Below are 17275 nucleotides of genomic sequence, written 5' to 3'. Positions count from 1 at the left end.
GACGCTTACCGGGTCAGCTTCGCGAGGATCTCGGCCTTCGCGCGCGAATATTCGTCTTCGGTCACGAGGCCCTTGTCGAACAGCGCCTTCAACTGTTCGAGCCGCTGCACGTAATCAGTGCCTTCCGCCGGCGCGGCAGGCTGCGCGGCAGCCACCGGCGCGGCGGCGGGGGGCGCGGGCGGTGCAGCCGGCGCCGATTGCGCGGCGCCCGCCATCTGGCCGGCCATCGCCTGCCCGATCGCCGCACCCGCGGCGAGCCCCGCGCCGATCCCGGCGATGCCGCCCGGGTTCTGCGCGGCGAGCGGAATCGCCTGCGCGGTCTGGTATTGCGTGGCGCGGGCAAGATCCCCGGCCATCCCCGCGCCGATCCGCAGGTCGAGCGCCTTCTGCAGCTCCGCCGGCAGCGACACGTTCTCGACCGCGAACGCGTCGAGCGCCAGGCCGTAGCGCGTAAACACCGGCGCCAGCGCCTCGGCGACGCGCTGCGACAGCAGCGACTGGTTCGCGGCCATGTCGACGAACGGGACGTCGGCCGAGCCGAACGTGGTGCTCATCGCGGTGACGACCAGGTTGCGCAGTTGCTGTTCGAGATCGTCGACCGTGTACTGCGCGCGCGTGCCGCTGACCTCGCGATAGAACGCGCCCGCGTCGACGATCCGATACGAGTAGATGCCGAACGCACGCACCTGCACGAAGCCGAATTCGCGGTCGCGGATCGTCACCGGCTGCGCGGTGCCCCAGCGCCGGCCGAGCTGCAGCCGCGTGCTGAAGAAATAGACGTCCGACTTGAAAGGCGACTGAAAGAGTTTGTCCCAGTTCTTCAGGTACGTGAGCACCGGCAGCGTGTTCGTTTCCAGCGTGTACAGCCCCGCCTGGAAGATGTCGGCGACCTTGCCTTCGTTGACGAAGATCGCGACCTGCGTTTCGCGCACGGTCAGCTTGCCGCCGTAGCGGATTTCCATGTCTTCCATCGGATAGCGCCAGGCCAGCACGCCGTCGGTGTCTTCGGTCCATTGCAGGACGTCGACGAACTGCTTGCGGATAAACGATCCCAGACTCATGTCGGTCTCCTCGAAACGCGTGGCGCGTCAGGTCAGGCAGGCGGCATTGATGATGCCGACGACGAGCGATGCGGTGCCCATCAGGCCGCCCATCGCGACGTTGCGATCCTCGATCGCATGGTTCATGCCGGGCATCAGGCGCGTCAGCGCCGCATAGGTGATCAGTTGCACGGCCATCGCGCCGACGGCCCAGATCACGACTTCTCCGAGCGTGGAATTGTGCGCGATGCTGGATGCGAGCGTCAGGCAGAAGCCGATCAGCGCACCGCCGAACGACAGCGTCGCGGCCGCGTTGCCGTCGCGGATCAGCGCCAGTTCGTCGAACGGGGTGACCTTCAGGTACACTGCCGCGAACACGAGCAGCAGCACGAACGCCGACAATAAATGAACCGCATAGAGATAGGCACTATTCATTCTTTCCCTCGGATCTTGTGCTCGGTTCGCCGCCCCGTCGCCAGCCGGCTTGTACGGGGCGAGCGGACGGACAGACGCCCCGCAAAAGTCCGCGCCAGTATATCCACATTGCCGACCGCTGCACAACGGACGCACCATGCTGCATAGGCGCGCGCTCGTCCTGTCGATTCTCGTGCTCGCGTCGTGCGGGCTCGGCTACGAACTGATCAGCAGCGCGCTGTCCAGCTACCTGCTCGGCGATTCGATCCTGCAGTTCTCGTCGGTGATCGGCTGCTACCTGTTCGCGATGGGGATCGGCTCGTGGCTCGCGAAGTTCATCGACGACGACGACGTGCTCGACCGCTTCGTCGACATCGAGCTGCTCGTCGGCCTGCTCGGCGGCGTGTCGGCCGCGCTGCTGTTTGCCGTGTTCGCGTGGCTCGCCGCGCCGTTCCGCGCGGCGCTCTATGCCCTGGTGCTGGCGCTCGGCCTGCTGATCGGGATGGAGATCCCGCTCGTGATGCGCGCGTTCCAGCAGCGACGCCAGGCGTTCCGCCATACCGTCAGCGAAGTGCTGACCTTCGACTATCTCGGCTCGCTCGCCGTGTCGCTGATCTTCCCGCTGGTACTCGCGCCGCGTCTCGGCCTGTTGCGCACGAGCTTCCTGTTCGGGCTCCTGAACGCGTTCGTCGCGCTGTGGACGACGCACCTGTTCCGCGACGAGATCCGCAACGTGCGCGGCAAGCTGATGCGCGCGTCGCTCGTGATCGGCCTGCTCGTCGCGGGCTTCGCGCTGTCGGACCGCATCACCCACTGGGCCGAGCACGGCGTGTACGGCGACGAGACGATCTATTCGGAAACGACGCCGTACCAGCGCATCGTGCTCACGCAGTGGCACGACGACATGCGGCTGTACCTGAACGGCAACCTGCAGTTCTCGTCGCGCGACGAGCATCGCTATCACGAGGCGCTGATCCACCCGACGATCGAGGCGCTGCCGTGGGCGAAGCGCGTGCTCGTGCTCGGCGGCGGCGACGGCCTCGCGGTGCGTGAACTGCTGAAGCACCGCAACCTCGAACAGATCACGCTCGTCGATCTCGATCCCGCGATGACGAAGCTGTTCTCGACGTCCGCACCGCTCGTCAAGCTGAACCAGGGCTCGCTGAAGGACCCGCGCGTACACGTGATCAACGACGATGCGGTGCGCTGGCTCGAATCGAATGCCGACGTGTACGACGCGATCGTCGTCGACTTCCCCGACCCGACCAACTTCGGGCTCGGCCGGCTGTATTCGGTGCCCGTGTTCCGGTTGCTCGCCCGCCACCTGTCGGAGAACGGCTACGCGGTGATCCAGTCGACGTCGCCGTATTTCGCGCCGCACGCGTACTGGACCATCATCGCGACGCTGCATGAAGCCGGGCTCAACACGTGGCCGTACCACTGCTACGTGCCGTCGTTCGGCGACTGGGGCTTCGTGATCGCCGGCAAGCGCCGCGACTTCACGGTGCCGACGCACTACTCGGTGCCGACGCGCTGGCTCGACGCGCAGACGGCCGTCGAGATGTTCCACTTCCCGGCCGACATGCCGGCGCTGCCGATGACGCCGAACGAACTCAACGACCAGCCGCTCGTGCGCCGTTTCGACGACGACTGGAAACACGTGCTGCGCTGATGGACCGCCGCACGTTCCTCGTCGCGTCGGCGGCCGCGTCGCTCGCCGCCTGCGGGCGCACCGGCTGGATCGAGACGACGCCGCGTGTCGACTACCCGGGCATGCGCGAAGGCCATGCGCTGCGCGACCATGCGACGCTGCCGCCGCCGTCCGGCTCGATCGAGACCGACATCGCGATCCTCGGCGCGGGCGCTGCCGGGCTGTCATGCGCATGGCAGCTCGCGCGTGCGGGGCACAAACGCTTCACCGTGCTCGCAGGGCCCGAATTCGGCGGCAACGCGGCCGGTGGGCGCTTCGGCGATCTCGGTTATCCGAAAGGCGCGCACTACCTGCCGCTGCCATCGCTCGAATCCACGCATCTGCGCGACATGCTCGCCGATCTCGGCGTGATCGAATCGGCGCCGTTCTCCGCGCGCCCCGTGTACGACGAGCGCGTGCTCGTCCACGCGCCCGACGAACGGCTCTTCATCGCCGGGCAGTGGCAGGACGGCCTCGTGCCGACGGCCGGCCTCGGCGCCGACGAGCTCGCGCAACAGGCACGCTTCTTCGCGTACACGGACGGGCTGCGCAGCGCGCGCGGCGCCGATGGCCGCAAGGTGTTCTGCATCCCGATCGCGGAATCGTCGCGCGACCCGCGCTGGCGCGCGCTGGACCGGCGCTCGTTCCGCCAGTGGCTGCTCGACGAGGGCTACACCGCGAAGGCGCTGCACTGGTACCTGAACTATTGCTGCCGCGACGACTACGGCGCGGGATACGAGCACGTGTCTGCGTGGGCAGGCCTGCATTATTTCTCGTCGCGCGGCGGTCACGCCGGCGATGCGAGCGACGGCGCGGTGCTGACCTGGCCCGACGGGCTGCACACGATGGTGACGAAGCTGGGCGATTCGATCACCGCGCGCACCGGCTCGAACGCATGGTCGCGCGACGGCTTCGCCGTGCGCGCGACCGAACGCGCGGGCGGCGTCGACGTGCTATGCGCGCGCATCGGCAACGACGGCGCGCTGTCGACGTTCATGCTGAAGGCGCGGCGCGTCGTCAGCGCGATGCCGCTGTTCGTCGCGGTGCGCGTATTTCCGCAGCTTGCCGCGTACGGCTTCGATCCCGCGCGCGACCTGCCGCCGCGCGCGCCGTGGCTCGTGTCCAACTTCCTGCTCGACGGCATGCCGGCCGAAGCAGCCGGCGTGCCGCTCGCGTGGGACAACGTCGTCTACGACGGCCCAGGGCTCGGCTATGTCGTGTCGACGCACCAGCTGATCCGCATGTCGCCGCCGACGCGCTCAGTGTTCTCCGCGTACCAGGCGTTGAGCACGCAAACACCGGACGACACGCGCCGCTGGCTCGCGCAGGCCCAACCCGACGCGTTGCGCGAACAGGCGGCGATCGACTTGCAGGCCGTCTACGGGCGCGATCTGTGGAAACACGCGACAGCGCTCGAGATCACCGTGCGCGGTCACGCGATGGCGACGCCCGATGTCGGCTTCCTGAGCCGGCCGGGGCTGCTCGCGCTGCGCGATGCCGACGGCCCGGTCGTGTTCGCGCATGCCGATCTGTCGGGGCTGTCGCTGTTCGAGGAAGCGTCGTACTGGGGCATGCTCGCCGCCCGGCGCGCGCTGGCCTGACGGTCGTCGTCCGTCATTGCGGCGCCACCGCCACCCGCTATAATCGCCCGACATTCCGACTGCCTTGAGCAGGCCGACGGTGCCGTGCCTCCCGACGCGCCGTATGCCCTCCTCGACAACAACAATGACGAACCGAACCATCCGACGCCTTCGCCCGTTCGTGCGCGCCGCCGCGCGCGTGCTCGCCTGCGCCCCGCTGCTCGGCGCGCCGCTGGCGCTCCATGCGGCCGGCACCGACACCGCACCCGCCTCCGGGCGCTACATCGTCGTCGACACCGGCCATACGCCGGCTCACCCGGGCTCCACCGGCGCGAGCGGCCGCGTCGAATACCTGTACAACCTCGACCTGTCCGCGGCGGTCGCCGAGAAACTCGTCGCGCATGGCGACCGCGTGCTGCGCACGTCGGCCGACGGCCGCGAGATCGCGCTCGACCAGCGATCGACGCAAGCGCCCGACGCGAACCTGTTCGTGTCGATCCATCACGACTCGATGCAGCAGCAGTTCATCGACGCGGGCCGCCAGCGCGAATTCCGCGGCTTCTCGGTGTTCGTGTCGGAACGCAATCCGCACTATGCGGAAAGCCTGCGTTGCGCGAAGGCGATCGCCGAGCGGCTGATCGCGTCCGGCGAGCGGCCGTCGCTGTATCACGCGCAGCCGATCCGCGGCGAGAATCGCCCGCTGATCGACCCGCTACTCGGCATCCACCGCTTCGACGATCTCGTCGTGTTGCGCACCGCGCCGATTCCGGCCGTGCTCGTCGAAGCCGGCGTGATCGTCAATCCGGACGAGGAAGCGCGGCTTGCGCGGCGCGAGACGATCCAGAAGCTGTCCACTGCGATCGCGGGCGGCATCGACGCGTGCACCGCGCCGAAATAAATGACGGCATCCCCCGTCGGACTCAACGGTTTTCATCCAGTCAGGAGCATCACCATGAAAATGAAGAATCTGCTCGCATCCTGCGCGCTGCTCGCGCTTGCCGTTCCGTTCGCCGCGCACGCAGCCGGCTGCGCGAAGCCGCACAGCGCGTTCGACCAGGTGTACTGCAGCAGCACCCAGTTCTCGCAGACCGACCGTGACCTCAACGACGAGTACGGCCGCCTGCGCAAGCAACTGAGCAGCGACCAGCAGGCGACGCTGAAGGCCGGCCAGCTCGCATGGCTGAAGCAACGCGATGCGCAGTGCAGCGAGACGCGCAACAACGGCTATCTCGTGGATCTCCAGTGCGCGACCGACATGACGCAGTTGCGGCTGTCGTTCCTGCGCGAGCTTGAACGCGAATGCACGAGCACGGGTTGCGTGACGTCGAAGCTTGGCGACTAAGAGCTTCGTGCGAGCCGCGCCGCGAAGCGTTTCGCGACGCGGCGTTTCATGCCCTTGCGAACCCTCCGCTGCGGCACCGCGAAAGGAGCGGCGATGCGACAAGCATTCCCTGAAGTCCTCAACGATCTGGTCGACTACTTTCTCGTCGGCGATCTCCTGCTGCTGAACCGCTTCAAGGAACGGCAGGGGCTGCCGGACGACGTCGCGACGGCGTTCACGACGAGCGACAGCGGCGACCGCGCCGTGCTGGAAGGCGTCGTCATTCCGCTAGCCGGCATCGAGAATCATCCGTATACGGTCATCTTCACGCTGGACGACGCGACACCCGAACTGCTGAAGACGGGAAGCCGCCTGCAGCATCGGCGCGACGGGGACGTGCTGCGCGTCGAACATCGTTCGGTCATGCTCTACACGTGGCGGATTCTCGAACGCTTCAACGACGCAACGGTCGATGCGCTGCTCGCGCGTTACCGCGAACCGGGCAGGCCCGTGATTGAAATCGACAACGGCTGGTATGGCGTCGAGATCCTCGGTGGCGAAGTGCCGCGCAACGGCGGGTTCGAGCCTGCGTTCGAATTCGTTTTGAAGAAAGCCGACGTGGCGGGCGATGCATCGCAGGTGGATATCCACTACCGTTTTGCGATCGACGCCAGCCTGGATCCGGCGAATTGAATCCCGCGCGCGACGGCGCGGCACACCGCAATCCATCAGGCGGAGGACACATGACACCGAGCACGATGAACATCGACATCCGCCCTGCCGCGCCCGCCGATGCCCCGGCCATCGCCGCCATCCACGTCGCATCGTGGCAGGCCACCTACCCGGGCATCATGCCGGCCCCGTTCCTCGCCGGCCTGTCGGTCGAAAAGCGCACCGCTTCGTGGCGCCATGCACTCGACGCCGGACGGCCGCGCGTTGCGCTCGCGTTCTCGGCCAGCAGCCCGACGGGCTGGATCGCCTACGGTCCGACGCGCGACACCGACAAGGATCGCGCCTGGGGCGAAATCGAAGCGATCTACCTGCACCCGGCGCATTGCGGGCAACGCGTCGGCGCGGCGCTGGTCGACCATGCATGCGATGCGCTGCATGACATGGGCCATGCGTGGGTGTCGCTCTGGGTGCTGGTCAAGAACCATCGTGCACGGGCGTTCTACGAACGCGAGGGTTTCGTTGCCGAAGACGACATCAAGACGTTCGAGATCGACGGTGTGCCGATCGAAGAAGTGCGGTACTGGCGCGCGTTGCCGAAACGAACGTCATGACGGCATCGCTTCTTTCACCACAAGGCGCGCCTGCATCAGCTGCAGCAACTCGCGGATCTTCGCGTTGACCGAAGACCGGGCGCTTGCCAGGCGCTCGAGGATGCGTGGCATCTCGCGCGTTGCCTCGACGAGCATGGAAAAGGCAGCGACCTCAACGCCGCGCTCGTGTCGTTCACGGTGCGACGCAGCCGGAAAACCGCAGCGATCACGCTACGCGCACGCGCGTTCGCTCACCGGCTGTTCGGCAACGACACGCATGAAGCTGCCCGACAAGCCGATCCGGTCGCCGAAATCGAAGCGCTCGCGAACGCGTGGGGAGCGGGTCTGCCGATGATGCAGGCGCGGGACTGACAAGCCCCGCAAGCGATGGCATGCGGTCACAAGAACCACCGATACTCCCGCGCGCCAATCTCGTTGCGAAAATCCAGTTCCTCCTGCCGCTTGTTCTCGCAATACACCATCACGAACTCGCTGCCGAGCCCTTCGCACACGGCCGCATGATCCCGCATCGACGCGACGGCCGACAGCATCTCCTTCGGAAAGTCGATCCCGCTGCCGCGATCCTCGTTGAGCGGCGCGATCGGCTCGAGCTTCGCCTCGAGCCCGTGCTCCATCCCGGCGAGAATCGCCGCGAGCACAAGGTACGGGTTCGCGTCCGCGCTGGCGAGCCGGTGTTCGATCCGCAGGTTGCGCGCATCCGACTCGGGAATCCGGATGCACGCATCGCGATCCTCGAAGCCCCAGCTCGCGCGACTCGCCGCGTTCACCATCGACCCGTAACGCCGAAACGCGTTGTGATTCGGCGCGAACACGGGCATGCAATGCGGCAGCAGTGCGAGGCATCCGGCCACCGCATGCCGCAGCGGCCGCTTCCCATCCGCCGCGAGCAGGTTGCGCCCCGCATCGTCGTAGAGGCTCACGTGCACGTGCATCCCGCTGCCCGGCGCATGCAGGTACGGCTTGCCCATGAAGCTCGCGCGATAACCGTGCTGCAACGCGACGCCGCGCGTGCTGCGGCAGAACATCGCCGACCAGTCGGCCGCGCGCAGCCCGTCGTCGCAATGGCCGAAGTTGATCTCGAACTGGCCCGGCCCGAGTTCGGCGGTGATCACGGTCGCGTCGATTCCCTGCATGCACGCGACGTCGACCATCTCGTGCAACACGTCGGAGAAGCGCGACAGGCGCTCGATATGCATGTTCGGCTGATCGTCGCGATCATCGGACAGGCGGTCACGCGGATACGTCGGCATCCCCTCTTCGAGCTGCGCGGCGAACAGGTAGAACTCGAGCTCGAATGCGACGACCGGCCGGATGCCGCGCCGCGCGAACCGCTTCAGCACGCGCGCGAGCACCTCGCGCGGCTCGAACTCGACCGGCGCGTCGGTGCCGTCCGTCGTGATCAGCATCTGGCCGAGCGGCTGCTTCTCCCAGGTCACCGGCTTCAGCGTGCCGGGGATCAGCCGGCGCACGGCGTCCGGGTCGCCGTCGTTGAAACAGTAGTCGCCGATCTTGTAGAGGCCACCCTGCGTGCCGAGCAGGATGCAGTTCTGCGGCAGCTTCAGCAGCGCACCGGCCGCCACCTTTTCGAGCGCATCGACCGGATAGCGCTTGCCGTAGAAATGTCCGGGCAGGTCGAGGCAGATCAGGTCGACATAACGGATCTCCGGGTGCGCCTGCCGGAATGCGCGGACTTCAGCGACCAGCGCGGGAACGACGTCAGCCATGTCTCATCCTTTCCATGTCTTGTATGGCGGTGCCGCAGCGCGGCGAACCGGATTCGCGCGGCGCATTCGGCAACGAACGCCGCATTTAAATCAGTACTGCAAACAGGCTGCGCGGCGCGGCGGCCTGCAACGCCGCCCGCCCCGCCGGCAACTCAGGTGAATACCCAGATCACGCGCGTCGGCGCGTCGGTCAGGTTGGCATAGCGAAAGCGCTTGTGCGCAGGAAGCTGGAATGCGTCGTTCGGGCCGAGCGTGACGGGCGTATCGTCGCCGTCGATCCAGATCGTCAGTTCTCCTTCGAGCACGAAGCCGCCCTGCTCGTCGCTGTCGTCGACGGGCCGTTCGCCGCTGCTCGCGCCCGGCGCGAGATGGCTTTCGAGGATCGAGAAGCGCGAGCGCATGTTCGGCGACACGAGGATGTCGGTAATGCCGGCCGCGTAATACACGGTGCGCCGCTCGTCGGGCCGCGTCACCCACGGCACGCTGCGCGGCTTGCTCAGGCTGTAGAAATAGGTGGTCGGCACGCCGAGCGCCTCGCCGATCGCGGTGAGATCCGCAACCGTCGGGCGCGACAGCCCGCGCTCGACCTGTGAGAGAAAGCCGACCGAGCGGCCGATCCGTTCCGCGAGATCGTTGAGCGTGACCTTGCGATGCTTGCGCAGGTCGCGGATCAGGATCGCCAGGCTTTCTATCTCTTCCTGTTCATTCATGGTGAGTTCCGATGCAGTCAGACGGTATCGCGCAGACGGTACCAGGCCTTGCCGATCGCTTCCAGCGGCGCGGCGAATCGGCCGCCGCCGGGGAAGCGCGGGTTGCGGATGCGCTGGTACTGCGCGAGCAGGCGGTCGTCGCCGAGCACCGCGTCGGCCACCGCGCGCGCACCGGCGAGCGTCGGCAGCACGCCGTGCCCCGAGAACCCCTGCAGCCAGAAACGCTGCCCGTGGCGGCCGATGTCCGGCGTGCGGCGCATGCTGATGTCGATATGGCCGCCCCACGCGTAATCGAGCGGCACGCCGGCCAGTTGCGGAAACACGCGTTCGAGGTGCGGGCGCGTCGCCGCCGCGATATCGGCCGGAATGCCGCCGAGATACGTGCAGCCGCCGCCGAACAGCAGCCGGTTGTCGGGGCTCAGGCGGAAATAGTCGGGCACGAACTGGTTGTCGATCACGCAACTGTTCCGCGGCAGCAGCGAACGGGCGACGTCGGGCGCGAGCGGCGCGGTCGCGACCTGATACGTGCCGACCGGCAGCAACCGGCGCGCGAGACCGCGATCGAGCCGGTCGACATACGCGTTGCAGGCCAGCACCAGTACGTTAGCGCGCACTTCGCCGCGCGCCGTGCGGGCAACGTGACCGCCGGCCGTCTCGCGGCACTCGAGCACGCGACTCTGCTCGAAGATGCGGCCGCCCGCGCGCTCGATCGTCTGCGCGAGGCCGAGCGCGAGCTTCAGCGGATTCAGGTGGCCGGCCTCGGGATCGTAGAGCGCCGCAAGATAACGCGTGCCGCCGATCCATTCGGGCATTTCAGCGTGGCCGATCACGCGCAGCCGGTCGTAGCCCCAGCGCTCGGCCGCTTCGTCGCGGGCCTGCGCGAGCATCGCGACACGCCGTGGCCGCACCGCTGCCCACAGGCTGCCGGGCCGGTAGTCGATATCGAAACCGTGCCTGGCCGGCAGTTCGCGCACCTCGGCCGCGGCCCAGCGCATGCTGTCCCACAGCAGGCGCGCGCCGTCGCGGCCGAGCGAATCCTCGAGCGGCTGCATGTCGCACGACCAGCCGAGCAGCGCCTGCCCGCCATTGCGGCCCGATGCGGCCCACGCGACGCGGCTCGCTTCGAGCACGACGACGCGCTTGCCGGCCAGCGCCAGGCGCAACGCCGTATGCAGCCCGCTGAAACCCGCGCCGATGACGAGCACGTCGGTGTCGATGCGCTCGTCCAGTTCCGGACGATGCGGAATCGGCGCCGGGTAGGTGCCGGCGTAGTAGCTTGCGACGTGACGGTCGGACTGCACGAACATGCGGACTTCCGTGAAAATTACGCCGTGAAATTTCATGAAAAATTAGCACGGCAATTTCACGGAGGCAAGCGGGTAAACCGCACCCCTGACGTTGAATGTTCGACGAACTAAGGTTGCGCTCCTGTTAGCCAATTTCGGCGCTGCCTTCCAACATGCATGATCGTACGGTGCGCGACACACGCACCCCGACTGCGACATTCATTTGCTCCGCCGATACGGCGGAGCAACGGCAACGAAGCGCCATCGCGTGGCTGCGATCGACACCCGGTCGCCTGTTCGCCCGCCGGCGCACATGCGTGTCCCCCAGGAAAAGGCGGCCCGATTCCGACGCGCCGGCACCGCGTGGCCGGAATCGACCCCGTCAACAGGAACCGCGTCCCCGAGCCCCCGGGCGCCGGCTGCCCCCAACCCTGCCGGTACTTTCCCGCTGCTCATCAACCAGTCTATTGCGCGCGCATCGTTCGACAACCCGACATTGGCCGCGCGACGTCGTAAGGCCGCCCGTCCACCCGCCCGGGCCGTCATCGACCTTGGTCATGGGCGGTCCGGCACCGTCGCCCGCACCGGCCAGGAAGGCCCGCAACGTCACCGCAATCGCAAAGGTTCACGCCGCCTCCGGTCCTGCATTACCATCGTGCGTTCGCCCGAACCTGCCCGCTTCCGGCAGGCGAGGCCCGTCACCTTCCGCTTCCGCTCCGATGCTCGCACTCGTCATCCTCGCCGGCCTGTGGGCCGGACTGCAGAACACCCTCGCCGGCGGCGGCTCGTTCGTCACGCTGCCCGCGCTGATCGTGTCGGGCATGTCGCCGCTCTCGGCAAACATCACGTCGACGGTCGCGCTGTTTCCCGCGCAGGTCACGACCGGCTGGGCGAGCCGCAACATGGTGCGCGGCGTCGGCAAGCTGTCGTTTCGCGCGATGTTCTTCATCAGCGTGGTCGGCGGTGCGCTCGGCGGGTTGCTGTTGCTGAAGACCCCGTCGTCGATCTTCTCGCGCCTCGTGCCGTGGCTCGTGCTGTTCGCGACGATCGTGTTCGCGTGGGGCAGCTTCTTCCGCAAGCCGAGCGAAGGCACGGCCCACCTCGGCACCGTCCCCGCCGCGCTCTCGCAGTTCATGATCGCGATCTATGGCGGCTACTTCGGCGGCGGGCTCGGCTTCCTGATGATGGCCGTGCTGACGATGGCCGGGCTCTCGCCACGTCACGCGATGTCGACAAAGAACGCGCTCGCGGGCGTGATGAACGCATCGGCCGTCGTGCTGTTCCTCACGTCGCCGCACCTGCACTGGGGCAAGGCGCTCGCGCTCGGCGGCGGCGCGATCGTCGGCGGGCTGCTCGGCACATGGGCGCTGCATCGCGTGAACGAACGCGTGCTGCGGATCGGGATCGTCTGCATCGGCGCGGCGCTGACCGTCGGCTTGTTCGTCAAGCCGATCTGACGCGCACGCGCCTGCCGCCGCTGCGGCAATTGATGAGCAAACGGCAAGGCGTCTTTCGCATACCTCGTTTGCCGTGACGACGGTGTCCGCCCACAATCCTGGGTTGTCGTCGTCATCGCCCTCTCGCGGGCGCCGACCGGCACTTCGCGGCCGCCATTCCGATTCACCGCCGGCGGCCCGGCATATCGCGTCACACACGCTCCCTCGACATCGGCGCCCTTTGCGGCGGCAGCACGCTTGCCGCCGCGCCGCCCGATGCGCTAACGGCCAACGGGCCAACAATAACTAGCGGCAGAAGATGCAGGACAACTCGTTGAGGCAAAGCCTCAAGCAACGGCACATCACGATGATCGCGCTCGGCGGCGTGATCGGCGCGGGCCTGTTCGTCGGCTCCGGCGCCATCATCGCGACCGCCGGCCCCGCGGCGATCCTGTCGTACCTGATCGGCGGCGTGATCGTCACGCTGGTCATGTTCATGCTCGGCGAAATGGCGTCGCGCAATCCCGACAGCGGGTCGTTCTCCACCTACGCAAGCAGCTATCTCGGCGAATGGGCCGGCTTCGCGGTCGGCTGGCTGTACTGGTTCAAGTCGATGATGACGATCACCGTCGAGGCGATCCTGCTCGGCTTGACCGCTCAGCCGAACGGCCGCACGCCGATCAGCCAGCCGTGCAGGAACCGCGCGAAGACGGCCCACACGACGAGCCCGGCCACGATCGCCACGACGTCGCCCGACAGCTTGCCCGCCGGATAGCGAACGCCGTCACGGCGGTCACGCGCGCGCCACACGACGAAATCGACGAGCGACCACACGAAGAACGCGCCGAACAACACGACGGCATGCAGCGTGCCGTTCGCGAGCAGGTGCGCGATCGCCCATACCGCGACGCCGGCCACCATCGGATGGCCGACGAGCGTCTTGATGCGGTTGCCGGGCACATAGGACGCGGCGATCAGCACGAATGCGATCGCGGTCAGCATGCCGGTGAGGTGGCGCACGCCGACCGGCGACACCCACAGCAGCGTCGCGCCCTGGCGCGCGATGCCGTAGCCCCAGACGATCAGCACGAAGCCGATGATCGACGCGATCGAATAGAGGCCCTTCCAGCCTTTCTCGCCGATCCGCTCGATCGTCGCTGACCGCCAGCCGTCCGCGACGATCCGGATCGAGTGCACACCGAGGAAGATCGCTAAACCGAGAATCAGGACGAGCATCGGTTGTCTCCGTCTGGAATGATGAGTGGGGAAGCGTCCCGCGCGGCGTACGATGCGCCGTTCGCGGGGCCGGCGGCGAGGCCGGCCCGGGTCGAGCCAGGCACGGGTGCAACCCGCGCCGATCATAAACGCCGTGGCCGCCGTTGTGAAGCACGGGGAATGTGCAGTGCGGCAAGGTGAATGATTTTGCGCACCCGTTTGGGCGCGCCGCAGAGTACCCACCACGCACGACGCGCGACGCGAATCGCCCCGACACGGCCGAGATCGAAAGAAAGGAAAACGAAATTCGCGAAGTTTTCGCTTCCCTCGATCGGTATCAAGTTTGCTTGCGCTTTGCCGCAGGTTTCGCCGTTGGTTTCGCCGTTGGTTTCGCCGTTGGTTTCGCCGTTGGTTTCGCCGCTGGTTTCGCCGCTGGTTTCACTGCCGGTTTCACTGCCGGTTTCGCTGCTCGCTTCGCCGCCGCTTCCCCTTCCGCCACCGGCTTCGCCACCGCCCGCGCCTTGCGCTTCGGCGGCCCCGCCAGCAACGCCGCGCGATACGCACTGCGGCACCAGTCGAACAGCGCGCCTGCGTCCTCGAGCACGTCGGCCGGCGTTTCGTAATAGCCTTCGAGCGACACCGTGCGCGTGGGCCGCTCGTACAAGAACGACCCCATCCCCGCCGCGACGAACGCCGGACGGTTCACGTCATCCACACGCAGGAACAGCGACCCGCGCGACATGAAGCCGAACATCATGCCGTCGAGCCGCATCGCCGCACCGCTGAAGAACCGCACGACCGTCACGTTGCCAAGCGGCGCGAGCTGATACGCGATCTCCTCGCCGCGCGCCTTTTCCGATTGCCAGCTCATGCGGATCCCGTGCAGCGCTGCGTCCACGCATCGAGCCCGGCTTCGTCGAAGCCGACCGCCGCCGCGCTCTCGCGAATCTGCCGCCACGTCGCGCGATCGACCGGAATGCCGCCGGCGCCGCGTGCCGCGCGGCTGGCCTCTTCCGGCTCGCCCGGCACCTGCACCGGCGCGTCGCCGGCCTGCGGCGACGCCTTCGCCCATGCGACGAACGCATCGGCTTCGCGTTCCGCGTCGGCCGCATCGAACGCGTTCGGATCGATCAGCACCGACAGCATTCCGTTCACGATCGCGCTCGTCTTCTGCAACGTGTCGCCGTAGGTCGTGTGCCCGCCGACCAGCGCGCCGCCGAAAATCTCGCACATCGCCGCCAGCGCGTACCCTTTATGCATCCCGAACGGCAGCAGCGCACCGAACGGCTGCTCGTGCATCACGGCCGGATCGTCGGTCGGCTGGCCGCGATGGTCGATCAGCGAGCCGGCCGGCACCCGCTTGCCCTGGTTGTACGCGACGCGCGTCTTGCCGTACGCGATCGCGCTGGTCGCGAAATCGAGCAGCAGCGGCGGCCTGCCCGCACGCGGATACGCGGCGCAGAACGGGTTCGTGCCGAAGCGCGGATCGGCGCCGTGCAGCGGCGCGACCAGCAGGTCGCCCGGCACGTTGACGAAATGGAACGATACGAGCCCCGCGCGCGCGCACTGCTCGGCCCAGTGCCCGATACGGCCGAGATGATGCACGTCGCGCAGCCCGATCGCGCAGATGCCCATGCGTCGTGCGCGGTCGATCCCTTCGACCATCGCCTCGAACGCGATCACCTGGCCGAAGCCGCGCCCGCCGTCGATCGTCAGCACCGCACCGCCGTCGCGGACGATCGACGCGTGCCCGTTCAATTGCAACTGCCCTTCCCGCCACGACGCGACGTAGTTCGGAATCATCCCGATCCCGTGCGAATCGTGGCCCGCGAGATTCGCGCCGACCAGGTGATCGGCGACGAGCCTTGCCTCCCGCTCGCTGCTGCCGGCCTGTTTCCAGAGCGCCGCGACGAATGCATGCAGCGGTTCGGCGCGCATGCGCAGCGGTTCGGTATCGGGCGTCGGCAGTGCGGTCATCGGCAAGGCTCCGTCAGGTCGGGTCGGGCAGTTGTCACGCCAAGCGCTAAACACTCGGCACCAGACGATCAGCGCGCGGTCGCGATCACGTCCGCGACCGCCGCCGTCAGCTTCTTCGCATACGGCACGTGCAGGAATTCGTTCGGGCCGTGCGCGTTCGACTTCGGTCCGAGCACGCCGCACACCATGAACTGGGCGGACGGGAAACCTTCCTGCAGCACGTTCATCAGCGGGATCGTGCCGCCGAGGCCCATGTACGCGCAGTCGGCGCCGAAGTGGCGGCGTGACGCGGCATCGAGCGACGACGCGAGCCACGGCGCGAGATCCGGCGCGCTCCAGCCCGTCGCGGCGCCCGCGTCCGGCTTGAACGTGACCTTCGCGTTGTACGGCGGATCGAGTTCGAGCAGTGCCTTCAGCTGCTGCACGGCCTGCGCGGCGTCGACGAGCGGCGGCAGGCGCAGCGACAGCTTGAACGCGGTACGCGGACGCAGCACGTTGCCCGCATCGGCGAGCGCCGGCATGCCGGCCGCGCCGGTGACCGACAGCGACGGACGCCACGTCGAATTCAGCAGCGCCTCGCGCGGATCGGTCGTGGTCGGCAGCACCGGCTTGCCGTCCGCGCCGCAGGCCCACGGCAGCCCCTTCCACACGGCGTCGCCGAGAATCGCGGCGGCCGCGTCGGCTTCGCGCACGCGGCTGTCGGGAATCTCGCAATGGAACACGCCCGGCAGAAGGTTGCCGTTCTTCGCATCCTCGAGGCGCTCGAACAACTGGCGCATCACGCGGAAGCTCGACGGCGCGATGCCGCCGAACACGCCCGAGTGCACACCTTCCTCGAGCACCTCGACCTGCAGGTCGCCGGACACGAGCCCGCGCAGCGACGTGGTGAGCCACATCTGGTCGTAGTTGCCGGCGCCCGAATCGAGGCACACGACGAGCGACACCTGGCCGAGCCGGTCGCGCAGCGCATCGACGTACGGCAGCAGGTCGTAGCTGCCCGATTCCTCGCAGGTCTCGATCAGGCCCACGCAGCGCGGCCGCTCGATGCCCTGCTCGTCGAGCGCACCGAGCGCCGCGAGGCTCGCGTAGATCGCATAGCCGTCGTCCGCGCCGCCGCGGCCGTACAGCTTGCCGTTCTCGTACTTCGGCGTCCACGGGCCGAGGTCCGCGCGCCAGCCGTCGAATTCGGGCTGCTTGTCGAGGTGGCCGTACAGCAGGATCGTGTCGGTGCTGCCCGAACGCGTGGCGGGCGATTCGAAGAAGATCACCGGCGTGCGGCCGGGCAAACGCACGATCTCGAGCTTCAGGCCCTTCACGGGCTGCCGCTCGGCCCACTGCGCGGCATCGGTGACGACGCGCTCGAGATAGCCGCGTTTCGCCCAGTCGGGGTCGAATGCGGGGCTCTTCGCGGGGATCGCGATGTAGTCGGTCAGGGCGTGGAGGATTTCATCGTTCCACTTGCGCTCGATGAAGGTAACGAGCTTGTCATGGTCGAGGACGGGGGTAGTGTCGACGGAGGTCATGGTGGGGGTGCCTGGATCGGGCTGACGAAAACCCAGATGATACGCCGATGCTCCCGCGCCAGCGCCCCCTTCCCGG

At 67.7% G+C, this 17275-nt stretch carries 18 protein-coding genes and 1 pseudogene; 9 read left to right on the top strand and 10 right to left on the bottom strand.

Annotation, left to right across the window (positions count from 1 at the left end):
* Nucleotides 1-5: 5 nt before the first annotated feature.
* Nucleotides 6-1061, bottom strand: a complete 1056-nt coding sequence (locus HWX36_RS17440; RefSeq protein ID WP_175953285.1) for an SPFH domain-containing protein — start codon at nucleotides 1059-1061, stop codon at nucleotides 6-8.
* A gap of 27 nt (nucleotides 1062-1088) precedes the next feature.
* Nucleotides 1089-1475, bottom strand: coding sequence for a DUF350 domain-containing protein (locus HWX36_RS17435; protein ID WP_011354425.1), 387 nt, complete (start codon nucleotides 1473-1475; stop codon nucleotides 1089-1091).
* A gap of 136 nt (nucleotides 1476-1611) precedes the next feature.
* On the opposite strand from HWX36_RS17435, the gene HWX36_RS17430 reads away from it, so the two are divergent.
* From HWX36_RS17430 to HWX36_RS17405, 6 genes are all read left to right on the top strand, one after another.
* Entirely contained in the window at nucleotides 1612-3126 is a 1515-nt protein-coding gene (locus tag HWX36_RS17430) for a polyamine aminopropyltransferase (RefSeq protein ID WP_175953284.1), read from the top strand.
* Complete coding sequence (locus HWX36_RS17425; protein ID WP_175953283.1) at nucleotides 3126-4745, top strand: NAD(P)-binding protein; 1620 nt, start codon at nucleotides 3126-3128, stop codon at nucleotides 4743-4745. The genes HWX36_RS17430 and HWX36_RS17425 overlap by 1 nt, the downstream gene beginning before the upstream one ends.
* Before the next feature lie 124 nt (nucleotides 4746-4869).
* Nucleotides 4870-5622, top strand: a complete 753-nt coding sequence (locus HWX36_RS17420) for an N-acetylmuramoyl-L-alanine amidase (RefSeq protein ID WP_175953282.1) — start codon at nucleotides 4870-4872, stop codon at nucleotides 5620-5622.
* Nucleotides 5623-5676: 54 nt separating this feature from the next.
* A complete protein-coding gene (locus HWX36_RS17415; protein ID WP_175953281.1) occupies nucleotides 5677-6066 on the top strand; it encodes a lysozyme inhibitor LprI family protein in 390 nt (129 codons plus the stop codon).
* A gap of 93 nt (nucleotides 6067-6159) precedes the next feature.
* On the top strand, nucleotides 6160-6738 hold the full coding sequence (locus HWX36_RS17410; protein ID WP_175953280.1) for a hypothetical protein: 579 nt from the start codon (nucleotides 6160-6162) through the stop codon (nucleotides 6736-6738).
* A 50-nt stretch (nucleotides 6739-6788) separates the two neighbouring features.
* Nucleotides 6789-7328, top strand: coding sequence for a GNAT family N-acetyltransferase (locus tag HWX36_RS17405; protein WP_175953279.1), 540 nt, complete (start codon nucleotides 6789-6791; stop codon nucleotides 7326-7328).
* Here HWX36_RS17405 and HWX36_RS17400 read toward each other — a convergent pair.
* Nucleotides 7323-7463 carry a hypothetical protein gene (locus HWX36_RS17400; protein ID WP_175953278.1) on the bottom strand — a complete coding sequence of 47 codons (141 nt, stop codon included), beginning with the start codon at nucleotides 7461-7463 and terminating at the stop codon, nucleotides 7323-7325. The genes HWX36_RS17405 and HWX36_RS17400 overlap by 6 nt on opposite strands.
* 30 nt (nucleotides 7464-7493) lie before the next feature.
* Between HWX36_RS17400 and HWX36_RS17395 the strand changes: the two genes are divergently transcribed.
* The gene (locus HWX36_RS17395; protein ID WP_244136440.1) at nucleotides 7494-7679 is read left to right on the top strand and encodes a hypothetical protein; all 186 of its coding nucleotides are present in this window, start codon (nucleotides 7494-7496) and stop codon (nucleotides 7677-7679) included.
* Between the two features lie 26 nt (nucleotides 7680-7705).
* On the opposite strand, the gene HWX36_RS17390 is transcribed toward HWX36_RS17395, so the two are convergent.
* The 3 genes from HWX36_RS17390 to HWX36_RS17380 form a co-directional block, all read right to left on the bottom strand.
* Nucleotides 7706-9052 (bottom strand): glutamine synthetase family protein, encoded by a 1347-nt coding sequence (locus tag HWX36_RS17390; protein WP_175953277.1) that lies wholly within the window; start codon nucleotides 9050-9052, stop codon nucleotides 7706-7708.
* Between the two features lie 152 nt (nucleotides 9053-9204).
* On the bottom strand, nucleotides 9205-9762 hold the full coding sequence (locus HWX36_RS17385; protein WP_021163465.1) for an XRE family transcriptional regulator: 558 nt from the start codon (nucleotides 9760-9762) through the stop codon (nucleotides 9205-9207).
* Between the two features lie 17 nt (nucleotides 9763-9779).
* A complete protein-coding gene (locus HWX36_RS17380) occupies nucleotides 9780-11069 on the bottom strand; it encodes an FAD-binding oxidoreductase (protein ID WP_175953276.1) in 1290 nt (429 codons plus the stop codon).
* A gap of 698 nt (nucleotides 11070-11767) precedes the next feature.
* On the opposite strand from HWX36_RS17380, the gene HWX36_RS17375 reads away from it, so the two are divergent.
* Nucleotides 11768-12505, top strand: coding sequence for a sulfite exporter TauE/SafE family protein (locus tag HWX36_RS17375; RefSeq protein WP_175953275.1), 738 nt, complete (start codon nucleotides 11768-11770; stop codon nucleotides 12503-12505).
* Nucleotides 12506-12803: 298 nt separating this feature from the next.
* A pseudogene (locus tag HWX36_RS17370) lies at nucleotides 12804-13133 on the top strand (amino acid permease); the annotation flags it as partial.
* An 8-nt stretch (nucleotides 13134-13141) separates the two neighbouring features.
* On the opposite strand, the gene HWX36_RS17365 reads toward HWX36_RS17370, so the two are convergent.
* From HWX36_RS17365 to HWX36_RS17350, 4 genes are all read right to left on the bottom strand, one after another.
* The gene (locus tag HWX36_RS17365; protein WP_175953274.1) at nucleotides 13142-13720 is read right to left on the bottom strand and encodes an NnrU family protein; all 579 of its coding nucleotides are present in this window, start codon (nucleotides 13718-13720) and stop codon (nucleotides 13142-13144) included.
* A 316-nt stretch (nucleotides 13721-14036) separates the two neighbouring features.
* Nucleotides 14037-14570 carry a TfoX/Sxy family protein gene (locus HWX36_RS17360; RefSeq protein WP_175953273.1) on the bottom strand — a complete coding sequence of 178 codons (534 nt, stop codon included), beginning with the start codon at nucleotides 14568-14570 and terminating at the stop codon, nucleotides 14037-14039.
* Nucleotides 14567-15676, bottom strand: a complete 1110-nt coding sequence (locus HWX36_RS17355; protein ID WP_175953272.1) for a malate/lactate/ureidoglycolate dehydrogenase — start codon at nucleotides 15674-15676, stop codon at nucleotides 14567-14569. Before HWX36_RS17355 ends, HWX36_RS17360 begins: the two co-directional genes overlap by 4 nt.
* A gap of 68 nt (nucleotides 15677-15744) precedes the next feature.
* Complete coding sequence (locus HWX36_RS17350) at nucleotides 15745-17199, bottom strand: M20 family metallopeptidase (RefSeq protein ID WP_175953271.1); 1455 nt, start codon at nucleotides 17197-17199, stop codon at nucleotides 15745-15747.
* Nucleotides 17200-17275: the final 76 nt, after the last annotated feature.

Origin of the sequence: Burkholderia sp. BCC0405, from assembly GCF_902833075.1 — a bacterium.
Lineage (GTDB): Bacteria > Pseudomonadota > Gammaproteobacteria > Burkholderiales > Burkholderiaceae > Burkholderia.
This window is presented reverse-complemented; position numbering and strand designations above follow the sequence as displayed.